General features: G+C 42.7%; 22 protein-coding genes. 8 read left to right on the top strand and 14 right to left on the bottom strand.

Annotated elements, in window-relative coordinates; translation table 11 throughout:
- Positions 1-91: 91 nt before the first annotated feature.
- The 5 genes from PBT90_RS10380 to PBT90_RS10400 all read right to left on the bottom strand — a co-directional run bounded on the left by PBT90_RS10380 (position 92) and on the right by PBT90_RS10400 (position 4868).
- On the bottom strand, positions 92-1117 hold the full coding sequence (locus PBT90_RS10380) for a hypothetical protein (protein WP_270133108.1): 1026 nt from the start codon (positions 1115-1117) through the stop codon (positions 92-94).
- Between the two features lie 94 nt (positions 1118-1211).
- Complete coding sequence (locus PBT90_RS10385) at positions 1212-1727, bottom strand: hypothetical protein (protein ID WP_270133110.1); 516 nt, start codon at positions 1725-1727, stop codon at positions 1212-1214.
- A gap of 114 nt (positions 1728-1841) precedes the next feature.
- Positions 1842-2501 (bottom strand): ribulose-phosphate 3-epimerase, encoded by a 660-nt coding sequence (gene rpe, locus PBT90_RS10390; RefSeq protein ID WP_270133114.1) that lies wholly within the window; start codon positions 2499-2501, stop codon positions 1842-1844.
- A 53-nt stretch (positions 2502-2554) separates the two neighbouring features.
- Complete coding sequence (locus PBT90_RS10395; protein ID WP_270133116.1) at positions 2555-4216, bottom strand: S8 family serine peptidase; 1662 nt, start codon at positions 4214-4216, stop codon at positions 2555-2557.
- Complete coding sequence (locus tag PBT90_RS10400) at positions 4203-4868, bottom strand: hypothetical protein (protein ID WP_270128779.1); 666 nt, start codon at positions 4866-4868, stop codon at positions 4203-4205. The genes PBT90_RS10395 and PBT90_RS10400 overlap by 14 nt, the downstream gene beginning before the upstream one ends.
- Before the next feature lie 126 nt (positions 4869-4994).
- Here PBT90_RS10400 and trpF point away from each other — a divergent pair, with 126 nt between their 5' ends.
- A complete protein-coding gene (trpF, locus tag PBT90_RS10405) occupies positions 4995-5621 on the top strand; it encodes a phosphoribosylanthranilate isomerase (protein WP_264810439.1) in 627 nt (208 codons plus the stop codon).
- A 78-nt stretch (positions 5622-5699) separates the two neighbouring features.
- Here the strand turns inward: trpF and PBT90_RS10410 are convergent, their stop codons facing one another.
- From PBT90_RS10410 to PBT90_RS10435, 6 genes are all read right to left on the bottom strand, one after another.
- Positions 5700-6650, bottom strand: a complete 951-nt coding sequence (locus PBT90_RS10410) for an aldo/keto reductase (protein ID WP_270128788.1) — start codon at positions 6648-6650, stop codon at positions 5700-5702.
- A 392-nt stretch (positions 6651-7042) separates the two neighbouring features.
- Complete coding sequence (locus PBT90_RS10415) at positions 7043-8449, bottom strand: Rossmann-fold NAD(P)-binding domain-containing protein (protein ID WP_270128793.1); 1407 nt, start codon at positions 8447-8449, stop codon at positions 7043-7045.
- A gap of 55 nt (positions 8450-8504) precedes the next feature.
- A complete protein-coding gene (locus PBT90_RS10420) occupies positions 8505-9833 on the bottom strand; it encodes a putative oxidoreductase C-terminal domain-containing protein (RefSeq protein ID WP_270133151.1) in 1329 nt (442 codons plus the stop codon).
- Positions 9834-9886: 53 nt separating this feature from the next.
- Entirely contained in the window at positions 9887-11257 is a 1371-nt protein-coding gene (locus PBT90_RS10425) for a Gfo/Idh/MocA family protein (RefSeq protein WP_264810448.1), read from the bottom strand.
- A 78-nt stretch (positions 11258-11335) separates the two neighbouring features.
- Positions 11336-11491, bottom strand: a complete 156-nt coding sequence (locus PBT90_RS10430; RefSeq protein ID WP_264810450.1) for a hypothetical protein — start codon at positions 11489-11491, stop codon at positions 11336-11338.
- 24 nt (positions 11492-11515) lie between these two features.
- A complete protein-coding gene (locus tag PBT90_RS10435) occupies positions 11516-12484 on the bottom strand; it encodes a DUF6807 domain-containing protein (protein ID WP_264810453.1) in 969 nt (322 codons plus the stop codon).
- An 80-nt stretch (positions 12485-12564) separates the two neighbouring features.
- Between PBT90_RS10435 and PBT90_RS10440 the strand changes: the two genes are divergently transcribed.
- From PBT90_RS10440 to PBT90_RS10450, 3 genes are all read left to right on the top strand, one after another.
- Entirely contained in the window at positions 12565-13491 is a 927-nt protein-coding gene (locus PBT90_RS10440) for a ThuA domain-containing protein (RefSeq protein WP_264810455.1), read from the top strand.
- An 89-nt stretch (positions 13492-13580) separates the two neighbouring features.
- Complete coding sequence (locus tag PBT90_RS10445) at positions 13581-14393, top strand: retropepsin-like aspartic protease (protein WP_264810456.1); 813 nt, start codon at positions 13581-13583, stop codon at positions 14391-14393.
- Between the two features lie 57 nt (positions 14394-14450).
- Positions 14451-14750, top strand: coding sequence for a hypothetical protein (locus tag PBT90_RS10450; protein WP_264810459.1), 300 nt, complete (start codon positions 14451-14453; stop codon positions 14748-14750).
- Positions 14751-14824: 74 nt separating this feature from the next.
- Here PBT90_RS10450 and PBT90_RS10455 read toward each other — a convergent pair whose 3' ends face one another.
- Positions 14825-15169, bottom strand: coding sequence for a zinc ribbon domain-containing protein YjdM (locus PBT90_RS10455; RefSeq protein ID WP_264810461.1), 345 nt, complete (start codon positions 15167-15169; stop codon positions 14825-14827).
- 108 nt (positions 15170-15277) lie between these two features.
- Between PBT90_RS10455 and PBT90_RS10460 the strand changes: the two genes are divergently transcribed.
- Positions 15278-16363 (top strand): DUF922 domain-containing protein, encoded by a 1086-nt coding sequence (locus PBT90_RS10460; RefSeq protein WP_264810463.1) that lies wholly within the window; start codon positions 15278-15280, stop codon positions 16361-16363.
- Between the two features lie 115 nt (positions 16364-16478).
- The gene (locus tag PBT90_RS10465; protein ID WP_264810465.1) at positions 16479-16763 is read left to right on the top strand and encodes a 2TM domain-containing protein; all 285 of its coding nucleotides are present in this window, start codon (positions 16479-16481) and stop codon (positions 16761-16763) included.
- Between the two features lie 234 nt (positions 16764-16997).
- Here the strand turns inward: PBT90_RS10465 and PBT90_RS10470 are convergent, their stop codons facing one another.
- Positions 16998-17942 (bottom strand): DUF4097 domain-containing protein, encoded by a 945-nt coding sequence (locus PBT90_RS10470; protein WP_264810467.1) that lies wholly within the window; start codon positions 17940-17942, stop codon positions 16998-17000.
- Between the two features lie 296 nt (positions 17943-18238).
- Here PBT90_RS10470 and PBT90_RS10475 point away from each other — a divergent pair, with 296 nt between their 5' ends.
- Positions 18239-18556 (top strand): antibiotic biosynthesis monooxygenase family protein, encoded by a 318-nt coding sequence (locus PBT90_RS10475; protein WP_264810468.1) that lies wholly within the window; start codon positions 18239-18241, stop codon positions 18554-18556.
- Between the two features lie 8 nt (positions 18557-18564).
- Here the strand turns inward: PBT90_RS10475 and PBT90_RS10480 are convergent, their stop codons facing one another.
- Positions 18565-19137 carry a hypothetical protein gene (locus PBT90_RS10480; protein ID WP_264810470.1) on the bottom strand — a complete coding sequence of 191 codons (573 nt, stop codon included), beginning with the start codon at positions 19135-19137 and terminating at the stop codon, positions 18565-18567.
- Positions 19138-19281: 144 nt separating this feature from the next.
- Between PBT90_RS10480 and PBT90_RS10485 the strand changes: the two genes are divergently transcribed.
- Positions 19282-19878, top strand: coding sequence for a hypothetical protein (locus tag PBT90_RS10485; RefSeq protein WP_264810471.1), 597 nt, complete (start codon positions 19282-19284; stop codon positions 19876-19878).
- The last annotated feature ends 1 nt before the right edge of the window (position 19879 follow it).

The raw sequence follows: 19879 nt of genomic DNA on the forward strand, positions 1-19879 counted from the left end.
TGCTATTCACGGGTAGATTAAGGCTGCAAGATAGTAAAATCCGACTGGTTTTGAAAAGAGATTGTAAAGTGCAATTAGGATTAATAATCCCTTAGTACCATTGACCGATTTTGCGGTTTTGGAAATTGAAAATACCGCTTCCCCGGTATTCTATGCCATTGTGCATGTGCTTCATGACTACCCCACAACCAGCGATCTTGCAGCGCTTAGTTCCGGGAAACCTCACCGCAAGCCCGACCTGCATCGCATACACCTGCTGATCAAGCTCTTGGAACTCAGAAAAATCAGAAGTTGCATAGGTAAACTTTCTGAAGTCTGCTCCTCCTTTGACAAACATCTTAGTGTATTCAGAAAAATCCCGCTCGATTCTAAGCCCAATCCCGTAATAGTTCTTATCCGATACTGCCAATCTAGGTTCGTAAGGCATGCCTGCCGAAACCAAAGCCGGATCATAGGCATTTTTCAAAGTGAGTTTCCCAAATTCCGCTTCTAAGATAAACCTCCAGGGGTAGTTCATTCTCGCCCGCTGACGGAGCTCGGATTGCATATACAGGTTCGAAGAGGAATATTTTCTATACTTCCAGTTCAAAAAAGACCTCCTCCTGTTTGCATCATAAAGTACCAGACCTACCGTACCATATAGTTTACTCACCTGATAAGTAGCTCCTTCAAAATCAAACTGGTAATCTCCTCCCTGCATTGGGCTGAGATTTCCCCACTCCTGACCAAAACCTCCACCTATGGTAATCAGATGAAAAAGATCTATTCTCACCCCACCATTCCAAAGCGGAAACACCCAATCTCCCCCACTCATATCGAGTGGGTTTTCTGCTGAAATATCCAAAGGGTCCCCATCCAGATTCTGATACCTCGAAAAATTAGGATACAAGCTGGTATTATCCGAATAAAAGGAGGTCCCAAACTGCTGGTAGGCTGCTCCGCCGGAAAGCTCTAAGCTGAACATCTCCAATATGTTCCTGGCAGCATTCCCAAAACCCGATTCGCTCTTTGGGTTTTTAGCTTTTTCTGAAATACCAAAAATATCTTCTTGCTGCGCAAAAACACCAGAAAGGACAAAGCATAGAAGAATAGACAGGGCGTGCTTTTTTGAAATCATACTTAACTTAACGTTGTTCGGAGCATATTGGTGTGAAATTAAAAAAAAATGCCTCCCAAATGGAAGGCATCTTCAATTAAGATTACAAGCTTAATTATTTTCCGTCTGTAGCTTCAGCAGTATCTTCTTTTTCAGCATCCTGCTTTGCTTTCATTTCTGCGATCATAGTATCCAGCTTTTCCTTTACTGCTGGGTCTTCCTTAGTTGCAGCCAAAACTTTATTATAAGTACCTGCTCCCAAAATCTCGTCATCCATGATCAATTCCGTCTTATATTCTTTTACAGAATCCTGCAAAGAGTCCTGAAAATCCTTGATCGCCTGGTAAGCCGCCTTTTCTTCTTCAGTTACTTCAGCTTCCTCCATTTTCGCCTCATCTCCCCAAGCTGCTTTGATCTCATTGTATCGAGCACCTCCGTCAATCACCTCATTATTGAGAATCATATTTCTCAATTCCTCTGTCTTATTTTCCACATAGGTAGAAGTCATCACTTCTACATTTGCATATTTTGTAAGATCCTCGTCTGTAACAACATCCTCCTCTGCACTTTGTGCAAAAGAAGCAAAACCTAGGAACGCGAAAAACGCTCCGAAAAGCAGTACTTTTTTCATAAACTATTTGATTTTAATTTCTGTATAATCTTCAATAAAATGCCCTAAAGCCAAAAATTCAAGTATTTATGACCCTTTTTAAGGATTTTTATGATAAATGGTCTAGTCGCTGGTTCAAACCAAGTGAATGGATTTCATGTCCTTAATGGTCTGCGCAGGGTCAGCTGACCTGAAGACAAAACTCCCAGCCACCAAAATATCTGCTCCGGAAGCCACCAGTTGACCGGCATTTGCCGCTGTCACGCCCCCATCTATTTCTATTTTAGTAGCAGCATTTTTTTGCAGGATCATCTCCTTCAGTCGGGTGATTTTGGAAAAAGTGTTTGGGATGAACTTCTGGCCTCCAAATCCAGGATTTACAGACATGATCAGCACCAAATCTATTTCTTCAATGACATCAATCAATGTTTCTACCGGCGTATGTGGATTGATCGCCACACCGGCTTTGGCACCCAGGCTTTTTATTTCCTGCAAAGTCCGATGAAGATGCGTACAGGCTTCATAGTGAACCGTAATGATTTCTGCCCCGGCATTTCTAAAGGCTGCCAGGTACTTTTCAGGATTCACTATCATCAAATGCACATCCAGTGGCTTCTGCGCATGCTGGCGGATCGCTTCGGTGACGGGGATTCCAAATGAAATATTGGGAACAAACACCCCGTCCATAATGTCCACATGGATAAAATCGGCAACAGACTCATTCAGCATTTCTACTTCTCGCTGTATGTTGGCAAAATCTGCTGCTAATATTGACGGGGAAATCAGGGGTGACATATGTAGTGATGTTTTTTTTAAGAATTTACTCTACTAATTATTTATACAAACTCTTATTGACGGATCAGCTTGCTTTGTTTCAATAAAGCCCCATCCTGCATTTGAATCAAATAAATTCCTGGCTTGATTCCTTGCAAATTGATCTGGTAAGGCTCTTTGACGGAAGTACGCTTAAGTGTACTGTAATCCAAAGTACGCCCATTCATTTCTATCAGGTAAAACTCTGCTTCCAGGCTATTCCCAAAGTGAATATTCAGCTGGTCAGACAGCATAGGATTTGGGTAAATATACCAGGGCAAAACCTCTTCATTTTCCACACTCAAAATCTCCCCGTAAAGTGCCTTTTTATAGTTGGGAATTCCAAAACCCAGCAAATTATCCGGATCAGCAGCCTGAGTACCGCTATTGAGCAGGTTTTCCATTAGCTCATCTTTGGTCCACTCCGGCTTTGCTTCCCAAAGTCCAGCCGCCAAAGCAGCGATCTGCGGAGCTGCAAAGGAGGTTCCGTTGGAAAAACCTACCTCACCCGAAGACCTGACCAGAACCGTACCATCTCCAAAAGCAGCCAGATCAGGTTTGATCCTACCATCTCCTGTAGGGCCCCGGGAACTGAAACTGGAAACATTGAGCTCGCTGTTCACCGCACCTATGGCCAAAATCCCTTTGGCATCAGAGGGAGAATTCAGCGTAAATTCGGAAGGTCCTGAGTTCCCGGCACTGTTTACCACCAAAATGCCTTTGGAGGCAGCCATAGCTGCACCTCGGGCTATTACCGTGGTCTCTCCATCTAAATCTTCCGTGGTATAATTCATTTCAGGATCATCAAAATCCCAGTACCCCACGGAGCTATTGATAATATCGACACCCAGGCTGTCTGCAATTTCTGCCGCTCTCACCCAGTTGTATTCCTCCACTCTGTATTCTGTGGCGATTTCTTCAGTCATCATTAAAATAAAATCCGCATCCGGAGCTCCTGCTACCATGACATCCGGTTCATTGGAAGCAATCAGAGACAGGACATTGGTACCATGCTGATGCTGGGAATAAATATCCTGATTCCAAGGCCGAACCAAATCCTGCGTCGCTATCACTTGTCCATTGCTTTGAAGGTGTGCCAAAGGGTTAGCAGTATCAGTACCCGGGAACCCCGCATCAAAAACAGCAATGGTAACCCCCTTTCCTGTATAACCATCTTCGTGCATTTCATCTATGCCCAGTAGCTCATTTTGGAAGTCGTAATCATTTTCATCTACAGCAAGAGTTCTGGCGTTTTGGGCAGAAGGCGGACAAAGTTTATGCGTGACAGAAGCGTAAATTCCTCTACCCACACGGGCATTGGGGCTAGGAATATAGCCATGGGCTACTAGCTCCACACGATCTACAAAGGGCAGAGATTCCAGCTCCAATACCCCTGCTTCGTCTGTGACCAGGACGGTCGCATTGAACCACTTGCTAGAATATAAAATATAGTTGGAGTGCAAATAGACTTCATCCACATATTTCTGAGCAACAGGCAAGTCTAAACTATCCACAGGTACACCTTCCTTACTCCTCCTATCTAAAGCCTTGGAGGTCAGAAAAGCAGCTGGTTCTTCCAGAGAAAGCGAAGTTTGCGGCTTATATTTATAAAACACCGCATAGCGATTTTGTGCAGAAACAAAGCCTGAAACAAAAAACACAACTAAAAAACACAGTAAAAATCTAGTTCTTTCCATAGTCACTCAAAGTTAGCTGGATTTTAAATCCGGAATCTATCAGCTGCTGGCCCAAACAATCATTTCTGGAGCAATATGTCAATACCTCATCATACTTCTCCACCATCCCGATTCCTCGCTCATAAGTTTCAAACCGATGGTCTCTATAAGTCACTTCATCATCACTTTCCTCTTGGATTACCCTTAGGGTATTAGCATTCAGGTCCATTTCCATTTGAAAATCATCCGGCTGATCTGCGCTGTAGATTTCCCCATCCCAGACCTGACCATCCTTGGGCGGAAAGACTAAGGTAACCAACGCCTCATTATTCACGCTACGTACCAGACTTTTACTTCTGGGGATTAAGGTATATTGCAGGACATTTTCCCAAGCATTCAAATCTTCAGACTTTGACCTGCCCACCACAAAAACCTGCTCTCCCGCTGCATTGAGATAAAAGCTCCTGATTTGGTCCCGGTAAAAAAACTGGGACTGTTCAGCATCATTCTCTCCAAAGTAAATCGTCTGATCCACCTCATATATCCAAAACAAACCTACTTCTAAAGGTTGAAAATCATACCCAAGGTCTATTGGCCCCTCCTCGATTTCCCTATCACAGGAACCAAAAAGGATCAGCAAGCAGGTAATTAAAAGTGGTAAGGTTTTATTCATAAGTTGAATAGAAGACTAAAAATACTAGTTATTTCCTGAAATTCCTTTACCTGGAGTACCGGCAGTCTGTAATTGCTTTCATCCGGAAATCTCCCTCCTTATATTAGCGCCCTGAAATTTCAAGCTATGGCATTAAAGACTTTTGTGAAAATAAGTGGGATTACCAACCTTTCCGACGCCAGATATTGCGCCGGAATGTATGTGGATTTACTGGGGTTTTCCTTGGAAAAGGAAAATGAGAAATTCATTAGCCCAGAAGAATATAGCGAAATCACCGGTTGGGTTTCCGGGCTGGAGTTTGTAGGCGAATTTGAAACCTACACATCGGAGCAAATCCTAGAAGTGGTCAAAGCATATCCTACTGTAAAGTGGATAGAACATGATCGCTTGGAGGCATTGGAGGATTTGGAAGGCAAAGGCTTTGGGCTCCTATACAAAATGGGACTGGAGGAAGTGCGGCAGATCGAAAATGAAGTGGCTGAAAGATTAAGTTCTATGGGGGTGATTTTTCACCTCACCAGCCTTCACGAAGAACTTACTGAGATTGATTTTGAAGCCATAAGGGAATTAACAGCTCACTGTAAGGTGATTTTGGATGCAGGAATCACCGCTGAAAACGTAAACCAGCTGATCGAGGACTTGGGCCTCTACGGGATTTCCCTGACCGGAGGAGATGAAATCAAACCCGGACTAAAGGATTTTGATGAACTGGCAGATATACTAGAAGCACTGGAAGAGGAAGAAGAATATTAATCAGTAATAAATTAAAAAAACAAAGGCTAATGAATTCAATCATTAGCCTTTGTTTTTTTTTGGACTATATCATTAATCCTATTTATCAAACAAATCCGAGGAATTATAAGGGCTATTGTCTCCCGTAAAAAAGGAACCGTCTATGAATCGATGCGAAATCCCAATATCCCTGAGCTCCATCATATCATGATCGTCCAGATTGCTTTTGGCCGCGGCTAAATTCCCTATTATTCTTCCTTGATTGACGGATTTGGGGATTACTGCTATCCCTCTGGCGATAGACCACGCGATCAAAATCTGCCCCGCCTCCACTTGATGTTTATTGGCTAGCTCTATCACCACAGGATCAGTCAGCAGCTTCGGGTCATTTACATGCTTTTCTGCTCTGGAATCTGGTGAGCCCAAAGGAGAATAGGCAGTCATTAAAATCCCATGTTCCTCACAAAAGCTCACCAATCCCTCTTGCGGTAAATAGGGCTGCATTTCTACCTGGTTCATCTCCGGAGTTTGCCCGGGGATTTCCAGTACTTCTTTCAATTTAGCTTGGTTGAAATTAGATACACCTATGTGCTTTGCCAGCCCCTTTGCTTGAAGCTCCTGCATGGCCTTCCAGGTTTCTGCTATTGGCACCTCCTCATAGGTATAAAAATCATCTCTCTCTTTTGGAAATCCTACGCCCGCCTTAAATGCTATGGGCCAGTGCACCAAATACAAATCCACATAATCCAACTTGAGGTCAGAGAGGGATTTTTGAAGTGCGGGAAGTACATCCTCTTTTTTGTGAGAATTGTTCCATAGCTTGGAAGTAACAAATAGTTCCTCCCGCTTGACCAATCCAGAAGCTATTGCCTTTGCTATGCCTTCCCCTACTTCATTCTCATTTTGATAAACAGCCGCACAGTCTATGTGTCTATACCCTGCTTCTATAGCCCAGAAAACAGCCTGACTAACTTCTCCAGGTTTGCTTTTCCAAGTACCCAGACCTAGAATCGGAAGCTTATCCCCATTTTTAAAACTTAAGTTTTTCATGTGTTTATAATTTTTTTTTAAGGTCACATGGAATCTTCGCATGAATTATAATCATCCCTCTGTGTGTCGCTTCGGGTCATGCTTGATTTCATATGATTATAATTTGTCTTTTAAAGGCCATAACCTGTCCCGTGACGAAGGAAACGGGATGGAATCTCGCCTGGGCGATAATCATCCCTCTGTGTGTCGCTTACGACATGCTCGATTTCATGTGTTTATTGTTGTTTATATATGGTCCTAACCTGTCCCCTTACAAAGAGTACTAAATGGAATCCCCCAATGCTGAAAGCCAAGCGGTTTGTCACATTACCAGCAGAACTATTTGCTTCAGTAAGGCTCGATTCCATGGTTTGTTAAAAATTATATGGTTTATAAAAATAAAGAGCCTATCGTTAATTAACCCGATTTGCGAGATATTTCTTAAATCTACTCATCACCCACAAATGTATTTTTGCCTGCGTGCTAACATAAATGAACCAGGGCAGCCGCGGAACGAACTCGTGTATAGCGGTAATGATATACTTATTTTCTAAAACTCCGCGAAATTCCAGCCAGCCATAATCAAATCGCTTGACCAGCCAGCCTCCGGATATATAAAACAGCTGCCTGCTTTCCTCGCTTCTGTCATGAATCATGGTCAGCTGCAGCATGGGCTTTTTACTCCATAGAAGTCGGAAGACTATCTCCCCACTCTCCATTCTTTCCCCATTGATCCAAAATTTGAAAAAAGTGGGTAACCAGGTATTATACCTATGAGCCACCCAGGTCGCGGAATCTCCCAGAGGATTGGCCATACGCTGAATACTGCGTACGGTGTTTTTTTCTTTTTTCTGAGGATGAAAAGTGGGTTGCTCTGGCTTGACATCAGACCGCAAGGCATATTTGACAGATTCTTCGTAGCTCAGGTAATCGATTTTCTTTTCATTGAAACGCAGTTCATCAGACACCGTCAAGGTGTGTTTCAAACTTTCTACCAAAGGGGAAACCAGCTGTGGAGGAGATTCTCCGAAAAACCCCACCCAAAGCTTAGATAGACCTAGTGAAAATACCGGTACAGAAAAGACCAGGCGTTTCTTGCCCATAGACTTTGCGGTCAGTTCCAGCATTTTACGATAGGATATTACCTCTGGACTACCTATTTCTATAGCTTTTCCATAGACATTTTCATTGTGGATACAGGTATCTATGATGTCCAGGGTATCCCGCAGAGAAATAGGCTGGGTCAGGGACTCGGTCCACTTGGGACACATAAGCACGGGGAGGTTATTGACCAGATTTTTGATCATATCAAAGGATGAACCTCCCGGCCCTACTATAATGGATGCGCGGATAGCCGTAAGGCTAGCAGATCTGGAGCCCAGCGTTTTTTCTACCTCTAAGCGACTACTCAGATGTCGGGAGAGTCCTACTTTAGATTCTTTGGGCAAAAGCCCTCCCAGGTAAATAATCTGACTCACCTGATTCAGATGGGCAGCTCTACTGAAATTATCCGAAAGCAGGAGATCCGTATCTTCAAAACTTCCTTGGTTTAGCCGTGTGGAAGCATTCATAGAATGGACCAAATAAATCGCGACATCCACTCCCTTCAGAGCCTCGGTAGTGCTTGAAATGGAATACAACTCCACCTGCCTCCAGGTCACCTCAGGATATGGATTCTGCTTTACCTTTTTCCTACTGAGGGCGATGATCTTGTACTTGTGCCTGAAATGGTAAATAAACCAGCGCCCCACATACCCTCCAGCCCCGGCGATAGCAATGGTAGGTTTATGAACAGAAATAGGTTGATCAGTTTTACTCATAAGTCAAGAGCTTAACTAACCAACCTATTAATTGGGCTTCCTGTTTAGGATTCTACTATTTTTCTTGTGCTTTTTCCAAAGCCTCTGTAGTTGTATAGTATTTTACAATCATATTTGGCACCTCCCAAGCAGGCATATTTCCCTGAGTGAAATATTCCAGGTACTTCTCAGTAACCTGCGCAAAATGCGCTTCATGCCCATTATGGTATTTTTCCGGAATCAAGATTTTATAATTTCCTTCACTGGTTTTCTCCAGATCCAGCCCCGGAAATCTATCCTGAAGCTCAGTCTTGATAGTTGAAACTAAGGCTTCATCTTGACCTTCCAGTAATTCCACATAGAGCGTGGCTACATACCCCTCCGCTTCACCTTGCTGAATTATCAGATTGGCTTTGGTACCCCGCATCATGCTATAATGGGTGTCTGCGGCTCCCTCGGGTGCCTGAAAGTTCCAGATCACACTGACTTTGGAATGAACTCCTTTGAGCGTGTAGTTCATCTCACCATTACTATTCACACTTAAGGTATTATTGGTAACATTCTTCTGGAGAAAATCCGGAAATTCAGCTTTGCCTGTCACCAGTTTAAACTGATCCAAATCCATCTCCGTCGCCCAAAGTTTAGCCTTGAGCATCTCCACGTCCGAGGTATCCAATGTCACCCCCGGAAATGCCTCCCATTGGATCAAATCTACCAGGTGCGTGGTCACATCCACTATACCTGTCCCTTCTATATCCGTATCAAAAAACCAATCCGGCCGAACCAGAGGCTTGCCTGAAACATATTTGAAGAAATGGTGTACGGATTCCTTTGTAATCGCTGGATTATCCGGAGTTCCTTTCTCCAATGTACCAAAGACATCTGCAACCAGTGACAATTCTCTCTGCAAGATGGTGGTGATCTCAAATCGCTCAGTCATGATATCGTACAGCAAAAGATCCTTTTCGGCTGCCTCATCAAAAGCATTGACCAGCTTATTGAATCCCTCCTTATTAATAACCAAAGGCTTATCTGCATATACATTGATGCCATTGGAAATGGCCGCAGATATGTAGTCGATCTTTCGGTCATTTTTGCCTGCGACCATCATCACATTGCCAGGTTTGGAAGCAATCATTTCTTCCAGGTATTCAGGACTGGTTTCCACCTGTAGATTCCAAGCGGTAGGATTTTCTTCACGCTCGTTGTATCCAGCCAGCCGGCTCAGGTGATCCTTGAGTTCTGGCCCCTGCGGCGCAAAAACATACACCGTAGAATCTACCTGTGGATACATAGATTTGTGAATCAATCCTGCATGAAAATGCCCTGGATCCAAGGTCATGATGGTAATGGCAGGTGCTGAGCTATGATCTTGACTCACTGTTTCTTTATTTTCGCAGGACATCAAAATTCCCGCAGCAATAGCTACTAGAGCAGTATTTTTCAAAATATTGGTAATTATACTTTTACATAGTTTGTTCCGTAAGGCGCTCTCTGTGGTCTTTCCAACATTGAGTTTGCCTCCTCGTCATTGACAAATCGTTCCGCTTTAGGATCCCATTCTAGCTTTCTTCCCAGCTTCATAGAAATATGGGTAATCAAGCAAACGGAACAAGATCTATGGCCGATTTCCACTGGAGAAAGCAATTCATTGTTCCCTTGGATCGCCCCTAGCCAGTTGCCATGATGCTCATCACTTCTAGTCAAATGAATCTCATCCGGGCCGATTACAGATTTTAGTATCTTAGGATCAGAAGCATCCAGCGCTTTGGCACTTTTGCTCACATCTACCGGATCACTGGCAGAGGCCACATAGTTTCCTCTGGATACCCAAATCCAGCCATCTGTACCTTCATATCGGATACCGTTAGGATACCCACCACTAGTGTACATGGTGATGCCATTTTCATATTCAGCTTTGGCCATAAAGTCTCCATGAACATCCCAAAGACCTGAAGTAGGGAACTGGGCCACTGCCTGAATATATTTGGGTCCGGTCAGCTCTGTATCCATCCCCCAAGCTGCAGAATCAAAGTGGTGCTGTCCCCATCCGGTGATCATTCCCGCACCAAACTGCTCTCTTCTCAACCAGCCAGGCCGGCTATATCCATGCTCAGGATGTACACCAATCTCAGTGTATGGAACTACAGGGGTAGATCCCAGCCACATGTCATAATTTAGATTTGCCGGCACGGCCATAGGTTCTGCTTCAGGTCCGGAAGGATCTCCAGGTAGACCGACTTTCACGGTATGCAGCTTACCTATTCTGCCATTTCTCACCAACTCAGCCGCAATTCTAAACTGCTCACTGGAACGCTGCTGCGTACCCAGCTGAAGTACAACGCCTGATTTATTCACCGCGTCTACCAACTGTCTGCCCTCTCGAATAGTCAGTGAGGTCGGTTTCTGAAGGTAAACATGCTTTCCAGCAAGGGCAGCTTCCATAGCAGGCTGAGAATGCCAGTGATCAGGAGTACTGATCACTATGGCATCAATGTCCTTATTTTGGAGCATGTCCTTGTAGTCTCCGTACTGCAGCACATCCAGGTATGGTTTGCCCATTTTTTTAGCGTAGTATTCTTCTACTCTCTTTTTGCCATCAGCCATGCGATTGCTATCCAGGTCTGAAACGGCTATGACTCTAGCCACATCATGACGCATGGTACCTGGCAAATCATGATCTCTGGCTATACGACCACATCCTATTTGGCCTACGTTTATTTTGTTACTCGGTGCATTTTTTCCAAAGACTGAAGCGGGCACAATGGTCGGGAAACCTATTGCAGCACTCGCTAGTGTAGTGTTTTTGATAAATTCTCTTCTTTTCATAATAGAGCAATTAAGGGGTTTATGGTTTTGGATGATAAGCAATTCATCACTTTTCGTTTATTTAATACTTATGTATATCTACTTTTCTGCCAGTATGGAGGCAAAAGCTGCATAGGATATGTTAAACTTAAGAATTGAGGCCACTTCAGCCTGTCCCGCTCCTGCGGGAGTAATCGGTCTTCTGGCCGGTTGCACAGAGAAATATTGGTTACTGGCATCCTTCCGTATATCCATGTTAATAATTGAGGAATCTAAATCCTACTTCACAAAGGATTGCCAGTACGCTTCTGCTTCCTCCGCAGTCATTTCACCATCGTAAACTATCATTCTGTATTTTAATGAATAGGGTTTATTTGGCTTGATCTCCCAAGATTCGTGTCTGATAGGGGTAAATTCTATAAAGACATTTCCCTCCCCATCATACTGGTCCACCGGCCAAACTCTAAGCGGTTCAGGGTGTGATTTATTGTCTTTGTGACTGAGAAACAAAATTCCGCTTTCTCCGGATGCATCATTTGTTTCGCCTTGTACGAATATCCATCTGGCATTGGTGCCATCAGCTTCCTTCTTCACCTTTCCTTCAGATGTCAACGCTGAGCTGTTATCCTTGCCCCATTTTTCTGTGGCTCTGAAGCCTATTCCTCCTCCATATCTATAGGCATCCAGCATGATTCCTCCCGGAATGCTGGTCTCAATAGTACTGGTATAATCTACCATATACCTGCCTTTGTCAGCTGGCTTTACGTTTATCTTGAGATCTTCTGCTATGGCGAGACGCTCAGATTCAGGGGCTTTTAGATCCAAGTGGTTTTGTCTTACTACCAGTTCAGCGCCTTTTCTATTTTGCTTCTTGGAAAGCACTTCAGCAAAATCCACCCTTCCTTTACCATCCCCAAGGTTCCAGAAATCCACCTCTCGTCCTGAAATGGTAGCACGGGTCCAGGGACCCCAGATTCCATAGTGGTGATAGTGGTCTTTAGGTTGGATTCTAGTCAGTACCTGACCCGATGGGGATTTCAGCGGATGAATAAATCCAGATTTGGCAAAATCTTTTTTGACGCCTTCCGGCACCTCCGCTACAGCTGTTTGATAGGTCAAAACGGTCTGATTATCAATCACGAAATCAATTCCGTTATTTGTCTCATTCAGGGTGACTTTTTGTGCTAAAACCGGTACCATTAAACATAAGTAAAGTGCTGGTACGCAGAAAATTCTTTTGAATATCATATAAAATTCAGGTTATTGGGATCGAGTTTTAAAGATATATAAATCTCATTTATCGACTAACCCGTTCATCCAATTACCCCATGAAGAAGATTATTATCTACGGAATCGTTTTCCTAGCTAGTGTGAATTTTGCCCTTGCGCAAAACCCAAAAGAGATTCCGCTGGATCAAGCTTGGAAAGACAAAATCACAGAATTGGCACCCGAAGAGCCAAATTTCCCAGTAAAGAAGAAAAAGAAAATCCTCGTGTTTTCCTTGCACACAGGCTTTTGGCACTGGGTAAATCCACATACTGCAGCCATGATAGAGATTCTAGGTGAGAAAAGTGGTGCCTTCGAAGTGACTACCAGTACGGACGTAGCCATGATGGAAAAAAGCCAGTTGAAGAAATTTGACGCTGTGGTTTTTGATAACACTAACTCAAAACCAAAGTACAGAAACCTATTCGTGGATGTGTTCAGCGAAGACCCATCTATGGACAGTGTGGCCGTTTGGAAAAAAGCAAATGAGCTAGAAAACAACATCATCCAATACGTGAAAAAAGGTGGAGGAATCCTGCTGGTGCACGGCGGAAACACCATGCTGAACAACTCCATGGAATTCTCCAAACTAACAGGAGGAAGCTTTGATTATCATACCAAACAGCAGGCCTTTCAAGTAAGACTGGTAAATCCTGAGCATCCACTGGTACAATCTCTTCCTGCTGAAGGATATAATCATGTAGATGAGCCTTATTTCTATAAGAATGCCTACGATGACTTAGACTTCCATCCCCTGACTTACTTCAACAATGCAGAAATCGAAGGTCAAAGAAAAGGTCAGGAGAAAACTTCAGGCAAAACTTATGTGTCATGGATCAGAAAAGACGGCAAAGGAAGAGCGATGTACATTTCGACTTCGCACAATGCGCAAAGTTTCGAAAATTCATCAATTCTAGCTTATTTTCTAGATGCACTTCAGTATGTAGCCGGGGATGTGGAAGTAGATGAAACACCGATTGGTAAGTGAATAAATTGAAGTTTGAAATTTAAAATTTTAAAGCCCAGTGGTTGAACTAAGTGCTAGTTTAATTACTGGGCTTTAATGATTTCAGCACCATGATAAAAAGACTTTTTGTAGCTATTATTTTAATGGCTGTTGCTGCATTTTTTTACAGCAAATATGTAAGGAATGTACCTGTGGTTATCCCATTTGAGGTCATCAGGCATTCCATGATTTTTGATATGGAAATAGAAGGAGAAACCTATGATTTTTTCTTTGATACAGGTGCCGGAACTATTGTTTCACCTGAGCTTAAGGAGAAATATGGACTGGATTCTATTGGGAATTATCAGATGGTAGATTTTTATGGAAATAGCGCAACAATTCCCACTTCTAGCCTACCTGAATTGACCTTGGCTCAGCTTTCCAGAGAAAATTTGGAAGTTGCTATTCTGAGACCTCTTCAAAATTTTCAGTTTTGCGACATCAAAATCGATGGGATTCTTGGCTTAGAGTATTTTGATGGTCAAGTCTTAAAAATAGACCTGAGAAAAGGTGAGCTGACTGTAGCTTCTGCCATTTCATTTTTGGAAGAAAACTTTGGCTCCCCACTTCCAATAAACTACAAAAATAGAACTAAAAGACCTTACATTGATATTCACTACTCCGAATCCACCAACACTGAAAATGTACTGTTTGACACCGGGGCTTTAAATGACTTGCTTAGGCTCAGCAACACTTCCCTCCAAACACTTTTAACCGACAGCATTTTAAATACAAAGCAGATTCTGGACACCACTTTCATCCATAAAAACAAAGGACTGATTGGGGCACAGAATGATTCTATAAATTATAGAGTACATATCCCAAAACTACAAATAGGTGAACATGGGTTTTTGAATCCGGTAGTTACCACTTTTGATTCTTAGAATGAAAGCTCCATCCTGGGTGCCGGAATTCTAGCTAAGGGAGTAGTTGTTCTGGATTTGGTCAATGATGGTTTTTACTTCAAGCCCTATACAGATGCAGTTCTGGACTACAGAAGCCCGCTGGACTTCCATACAGCAAACGGAAAAGTAGTACATGTCAAAGATTCATCCGATGCCTTTATTGCTGGAGTAAGAAAGGGACAACTTTTACAGGCAGCCAACGGAATACAACTGGACTCCATGTCTTTCTGCGAACAGCAATCTATGGATTGGATTGAATTCTACAATCAAAAAAACATCCAGTTCGTATTCGAATCAGAAGAAGGAGTATTGACCTATGATTACACAGCTAAATAAACTACACCTTACTCGTGATCAAGCAATTGTATCTGTCCCCGTAATCAATATCATAATTCACAAATCGTAATTCCTCAGGCTTTTTTGACAAATTCACTTTTCAGCGCCATGGAACCGAATCCCTCAATCTTGCAGTCGATATTGTGATCCCCTTCGACCAATCGTATGCTTTTCACCTTGGTCCCGGCCTTGATGGGTTTTGGGGCACCTGTCACTGGTAGATCCTTTACAATGGTGACCGAATCTCCATCTGCAAGGAGGTTCCCATGGGCATCCTTAACAACCAAAGCGGCATTCCCTTCATCGACCTCGGATTCTTCAGGTTTCCATTCGAAACTACATTCCGGACAAATCAATTTTTCATCCATTTCATAGCCATAAGGCGAATTGCAGGCAGGGCAAGGTGGGATATTTTCCATGTGGTAAAGATATTACAATTACTTGATAAGCATAGCTGGCACAGTGACATCGGATTCTTTTCACATTCGGTATAAAAACAATTTTCCTGTATTTTAGTAAAACTATCCATGAGAATAATCGCATTCCTAGTTTTCCTGCTTTTAGTCAGCCCTGCTTTGGCACAAGAATACGTTTTAGATCTTGCTACCACAGTGTCAAAGATGGCAGAACGGAAATATGATTTTTCTGATATCATTGACGCAAGAGCAGAAAAGGCCATAGGGATAGTTTACAGCGATAGAAGGGACAAGCTTCCGGTATCTTTTGAGTCCTCTATGACCAGAGATCTGCTTATTTTCTACAGGCAATTTTACACCGCCTCCCCTAGTTCAGCTCATCAGATTCAAGTCAAAGTGTATAATTTTGACCTGAAGGAAATTTACCAAGCCGATAGCAAGCTGTATCGGGGAAATGTACAGTTGAGCCTAGGCTTTTTTGCCGAAGGAAACGCTAAGCCTGTGCATCTGGTGGATTACAATGGATCTTTGGAGTACAGACGGTCGCCAGGTAAACTCAATAATATCAATGAGGTAGTCCGAAACTTATTTCAGAAAAGCTGGGAATTCTTTGATGCCTGGATTCAGACCCAGGAGCTGAATCACAGAGAATTGGCGGAAGAAGTGATCCTAAAGGTTTTTGACCCCATACGTCCAAGTAGCAGGGATACTGTTTTTTACGATCCGGAGCGCCCATTGACCTGGGAGGATTTTACAGACCGTCCCAAGCCCTTTAGTAAGAACAATGCGACTATTTTTGCCAGTTTTTCCATAGAAGGGTCCGGCAATATGGAGTCCGGCTCCATACAGCAGGAAGTACACGTAAAAGCCTACATGCTCCCCCGTCAATCTTGGGTAAAAGTCAAAAGTGGATACGCTCTAAATCATGAACAAATGCATTTTGACCTGGTGAGGGTGGTCGCAGATCGAATGGTGCGCAAACTCAGGCAACTGAACCTTGAGCCTTACCTTTTTGCAGCCAAACTAAACGATCTGTACCTGGATGCATACCGGGAAATGAATAAAGTACAAGAAGCGTATGATAGCCAGACCCGCCACGGGTTAGACGAAAACATGCAGGCTAAATGGAACCTAATCATCCAAGAGGCCTTAACGGGAAATTACCTAAAACTAGAGGCGCAAGCAGGAATTGAGTAAGCTGGTAAGGTATTTGGATTTAAACAAGGGTATATTTAGGAAGGTGAGCACCTTAGTGGTCCTACCTCCAATGGAAATTTTGTAAATTCTTACCTTGAACTGAATTAAGATAATTATGAACCTTGACGAACAACAACAATATCAGCTGGCCTATAGAATGGTGGAGCGTAAGCAAATGAGAAATAAGTTCGCTAAAAAACTCCTCACCTTTGCGGCTGTAAATGCAGGTCTGGTTTTCCTTGATTTTCGGAGGAAAAGCGGAAGACACTGGTCCTTATTGACTATGACCGGTTGGGGCTTGAGCTTATTATCTGAGTATGAATGGGAAAAAAGAACCTTTGATAAGGCTATGCTGAAAAAAGAAAAAGATACGGTCTCTATCCTGAAAAAGATCCAGTAATTCCAGCTTCTTTAGTTGTTTTTTCTCCGGGTTTTTAGGCTAAGAACGAGCAAAGGCAGTCCCGAGATGTTCATTTTTTCTGGAATTTCTGCCGAAATAACTCCTCAGGAAAAGGGGAAAAAATTGTCCAAGCTGGGCAATTTTCAATCGGTTTTACCAAATCCGGATGGCTAAACCCAATAAATAAAAAACCCGGCCGAAGCCGGGTTTTGGGGTGATGTGAACAACTTTTCACTAGTTCCTTATTTCTATGTTGCCACTAGAGACAACACCTGACACGGTATAAGGAGAACCGTTATCTATTTTTAATACTTTAGAAGCCCTGCTTTCGCCCACTTTCAGATTTCCGCTAGAACTTCGGAGATCGAAGTTGAAGTCTGCCAGATCAGAATCCGTCTGAATCCTGAAATTGCCAGAATTCCCTTCTAAAATGGTATTAGGGCCGAGATAGGAATCAGATACCGTATAATTTCCAGAAGAAATTTTAAGCTTCCCGATTTCTTGTACCCTGTCTAATTTACCATTGCCTGAGTTCAGAGCGCTATTTACTACCCCGGTTACTCGGTCAAACGTAAAATTGCCACTTGAGCCCACTGCGTTAATATTACCATCCAAATCCGTCACTCGGGCATTTCCAGATGAAATCTCCAGGGCTACATTTCCGGTCAAATCGTCTGCTTCAATCTTTCCTGAACTTATCTTTAACAGGATCTCATCTGCATGAATCCCTGCCAGAGTCAAATTGCCGGATCCTCCCTCAAAGTTGAATTCCGGTGATTCCACTTCCTGTACTCGTATATTTCCCGAACCTACCTCAATATCCATATTCATGCCCATAGGACCAGTCAGATTAACATATCCCCGGTGATTCCCAGTACCGCTACCATGCCGCTCTAGAAAGATCACTAACTTATCCTCCTCTACCCTATATTCTATGGTAAATCGGCCTGGCCTACTGGACTCCAAAGCTGCTGTTAAATCCACAGCACTTGCACCTTCCTGTCCCTGGTAGTTTACATCCAGAAACCCAGATTCAATTTCTATGGAATTAATTCCTTCAAATTCCTGGTCTATACTCTGCACCAACTCCATGTTGAGGTCACAGGAACTGAGTAATCCCATGCCAAGTACTAGGGTCAATAGCAAACTCTGACTTCGATCAAATTTCAAATACTTCATAATTTTAAAGCTTAACGATATAATATTTTACTTTTAAAATATTACTACTCGTCATGCATACAAATATACGGGGCTTGTCCTTAATCTGTTTAATCACCTGAGCATTAATTGATTTAGGTCAAACTGCACATCTTCTGCACGGGGGCAGTAATAGATAGATTCCTGGCAGCAGCTGATTATAGTTCTTAACTTTTGCGTATTTTTCAGTGAAATCGAAAAACAATCAGACACTTGCCTTAGCCTCTATAAAGCTTAAGACAAGCTTAGATTAATTTACCCCTACTCCTTGAGAAAAAATGATTGCAAAAACTCCCAAACCACCCTATTACGCGGTTATTTTCACCAATATCAGAACAGAAATAGAGGAACTTTATGCAGAAACAGCCGAAGAAATGCTACGCCTGGCAGCAGATCAGGAAGGCTATCTAGGGCATGAAAGTGTCAGAGATGGTCTGGGTATCACTATTAGTTATTGGGCAAGTGAAAAATCCATTCTCAACTGGAAGCAGCAAACAGATCATCTGCTGGCGCAAAGAATGGGCCGTGAGAAATGGTATAAGGCATACAAAACCAGAGTCTGTATGGTGGAAAGGGACTATGGATTCTCTAAGTAAGCTTTGGGCTAAAAAGCATACCCAAAGCCCACACCTCCATACAATGGCCAAAATCCATTGTTATTGAATATGGGGTTAATATTTATTTTCCAAGTAAATCCCCCATCAGTAGGCACTCTTCTGTACCCGAAGTTCAAGGTCCCCATCAAACTAGGAGATCCATCTACGTCCAGGATAAAATTATAACCATAAGATTCGTAAGAATTACAGATATATTGCCCGGAATCCTCATCGAAATACCCATCTATACAGTAGGTATCGTTATCCTCCGAAAAAGCGAAAAATGTAGCCCCCACTCCTATTTCAAAGTAATGTGGACCTTTACCCATTAATTTATTGACCTGCACAGGTAAGGAAAAAAAGGAATCTCCATCCATGGCATACCCGCCAAAACCCACTCTCATACCCCAAGAATCGACTTTGGTCTGGTCAAATCTAAAATCATAATTAAAACTATATGGAAGACCTGCTCCACCTAGCTCCACGTAAATTGATTTGGTAGGCGGCAAACTTTCTTCACCTTGTGCGAAAAGAGCAAAACTGAAAAAACACAGCAATAATGCTAAAAGGGTAGTTTTCATAGTTGGTTATTTTAGAAATATTAATACAATTTTACGCTTTCTATCTCGCATAGATTTAAAGTATTGCTTAAATTTTAAATAATTTTCAATTATTGATTCAAGCCACTTAATCAATTTATACCAACTTACGCCACACTATAAACCATGAAAATCAGCACTCACCCCAAATTCAAACTGACAGTCATCCTGATGGGACTGTATATGAGTATGATGGTATTGGTATCCTGCATGGATGAGGTTGACCCTGATCCAATGGGTACCTGCTCCTCTACTCAAAATGCGAATGCCATTGACCTAAAAGTCAAATATGGACCATACCTTGGTAGTTCATTTGCTACTGAGAGCGATAAAATCCCATTTAGTGAATTTGTGTACTATATTGAACTCTTTCCTGAGGTGATTGCAGAAACTAAAGGTCAGGCAGGATTTCCAGGTAGGGCCTATGCGCTTTCCTGTGTTGCTATATATAATTTCAAAAACATTACAAGAATAGCAATTGAACTGACCGAACCTTTCAAAGAAATACCTGCAGGCACAGATATTTCAACTCTTTTTCTGAATGGTAGACAAGAAAAATTATCGGATATGGAAAATTTTGAAGGGTTAACTCAATTCCTTGAATTCAAGTTTGACTTTGTGCCGGAAAACAACTCCCAGCTGAAAACCAAGACCATTCTTTATCTCAACGATGGAACCCAAAAGTCCTTTGAGTCCACCTCTCCGGTATTCTTAACCAACTAAT

The sequence above is a fragment of the Algoriphagus sp. TR-M9 genome, assembly GCF_027594545.1.
Classification (GTDB): Bacteria; Bacteroidota; Bacteroidia; order Cytophagales; family Cyclobacteriaceae; genus Algoriphagus; species Algoriphagus halophytocola.

What these genes read in the sequence shown, in the direction of transcription:
- rpe (WP_270133114.1), bottom strand. Translation starts at nt 2,501, where the DNA reads ATGTCACCCCTGATTTCCCCGTCAATATTAGCAGCAGATTTTGCCAAC.
- PBT90_RS10475 (WP_264810468.1), top strand. Translation starts at nt 18,239, where the DNA reads ATGATTGCAAAAACTCCCAAACCACCCTATTACGCGGTTATTTTCACC.
- PBT90_RS10415 (WP_270128793.1), bottom strand. Translation starts at nt 8,449, where the DNA reads ATGAGTAAAACTGATCAACCTATTTCTGTTCATAAACCTACCATTGCT.
- PBT90_RS10465 (WP_264810465.1), top strand. Translation starts at nt 16,479, where the DNA reads ATGAACCTTGACGAACAACAACAATATCAGCTGGCCTATAGAATGGTG.
- PBT90_RS10400 (WP_270128779.1), bottom strand. Translation starts at nt 4,868, where the DNA reads ATGAATAAAACCTTACCACTTTTAATTACCTGCTTGCTGATCCTTTTT.
- PBT90_RS10460 (WP_264810463.1), top strand. Translation starts at nt 15,278, where the DNA reads ATGAGAATAATCGCATTCCTAGTTTTCCTGCTTTTAGTCAGCCCTGCT.
- PBT90_RS10470 (WP_264810467.1), bottom strand. Translation starts at nt 17,942, where the DNA reads ATGAAGTATTTGAAATTTGATCGAAGTCAGAGTTTGCTATTGACCCTA.
- PBT90_RS10440 (WP_264810455.1), top strand. Translation starts at nt 12,565, where the DNA reads ATGAAGAAGATTATTATCTACGGAATCGTTTTCCTAGCTAGTGTGAAT.
- PBT90_RS10485 (WP_264810471.1), top strand. Translation starts at nt 19,282, where the DNA reads ATGAAAATCAGCACTCACCCCAAATTCAAACTGACAGTCATCCTGATG.
- PBT90_RS10455 (WP_264810461.1), bottom strand. Translation starts at nt 15,169, where the DNA reads ATGGAAAATATCCCACCTTGCCCTGCCTGCAATTCGCCTTATGGCTAT.
- PBT90_RS10410 (WP_270128788.1), bottom strand. Translation starts at nt 6,650, where the DNA reads ATGAAAAACTTAAGTTTTAAAAATGGGGATAAGCTTCCGATTCTAGGT.
- PBT90_RS10425 (WP_264810448.1), bottom strand. Translation starts at nt 11,257, where the DNA reads ATGAAAAGAAGAGAATTTATCAAAAACACTACACTAGCGAGTGCTGCA.
- trpF (WP_264810439.1), top strand. Translation starts at nt 4,995, where the DNA reads ATGGCATTAAAGACTTTTGTGAAAATAAGTGGGATTACCAACCTTTCC.
- PBT90_RS10435 (WP_264810453.1), bottom strand. Translation starts at nt 12,484, where the DNA reads ATGATATTCAAAAGAATTTTCTGCGTACCAGCACTTTACTTATGTTTA.
- PBT90_RS10385 (WP_270133110.1), bottom strand. Translation starts at nt 1,727, where the DNA reads ATGAAAAAAGTACTGCTTTTCGGAGCGTTTTTCGCGTTCCTAGGTTTT.
- PBT90_RS10445 (WP_264810456.1), top strand. Translation starts at nt 13,581, where the DNA reads ATGATAAAAAGACTTTTTGTAGCTATTATTTTAATGGCTGTTGCTGCA.
- PBT90_RS10480 (WP_264810470.1), bottom strand. Translation starts at nt 19,137, where the DNA reads ATGAAAACTACCCTTTTAGCATTATTGCTGTGTTTTTTCAGTTTTGCT.
- PBT90_RS10430 (WP_264810450.1), bottom strand. Translation starts at nt 11,491, where the DNA reads ATGGATATACGGAAGGATGCCAGTAACCAATATTTCTCTGTGCAACCG.
- PBT90_RS10380 (WP_270133108.1), bottom strand. Translation starts at nt 1,117, where the DNA reads ATGATTTCAAAAAAGCACGCCCTGTCTATTCTTCTATGCTTTGTCCTT.
- PBT90_RS10395 (WP_270133116.1), bottom strand. Translation starts at nt 4,216, where the DNA reads ATGGAAAGAACTAGATTTTTACTGTGTTTTTTAGTTGTGTTTTTTGTT.
- PBT90_RS10420 (WP_270133151.1), bottom strand. Translation starts at nt 9,833, where the DNA reads ATGTCCTGCGAAAATAAAGAAACAGTGAGTCAAGATCATAGCTCAGCA.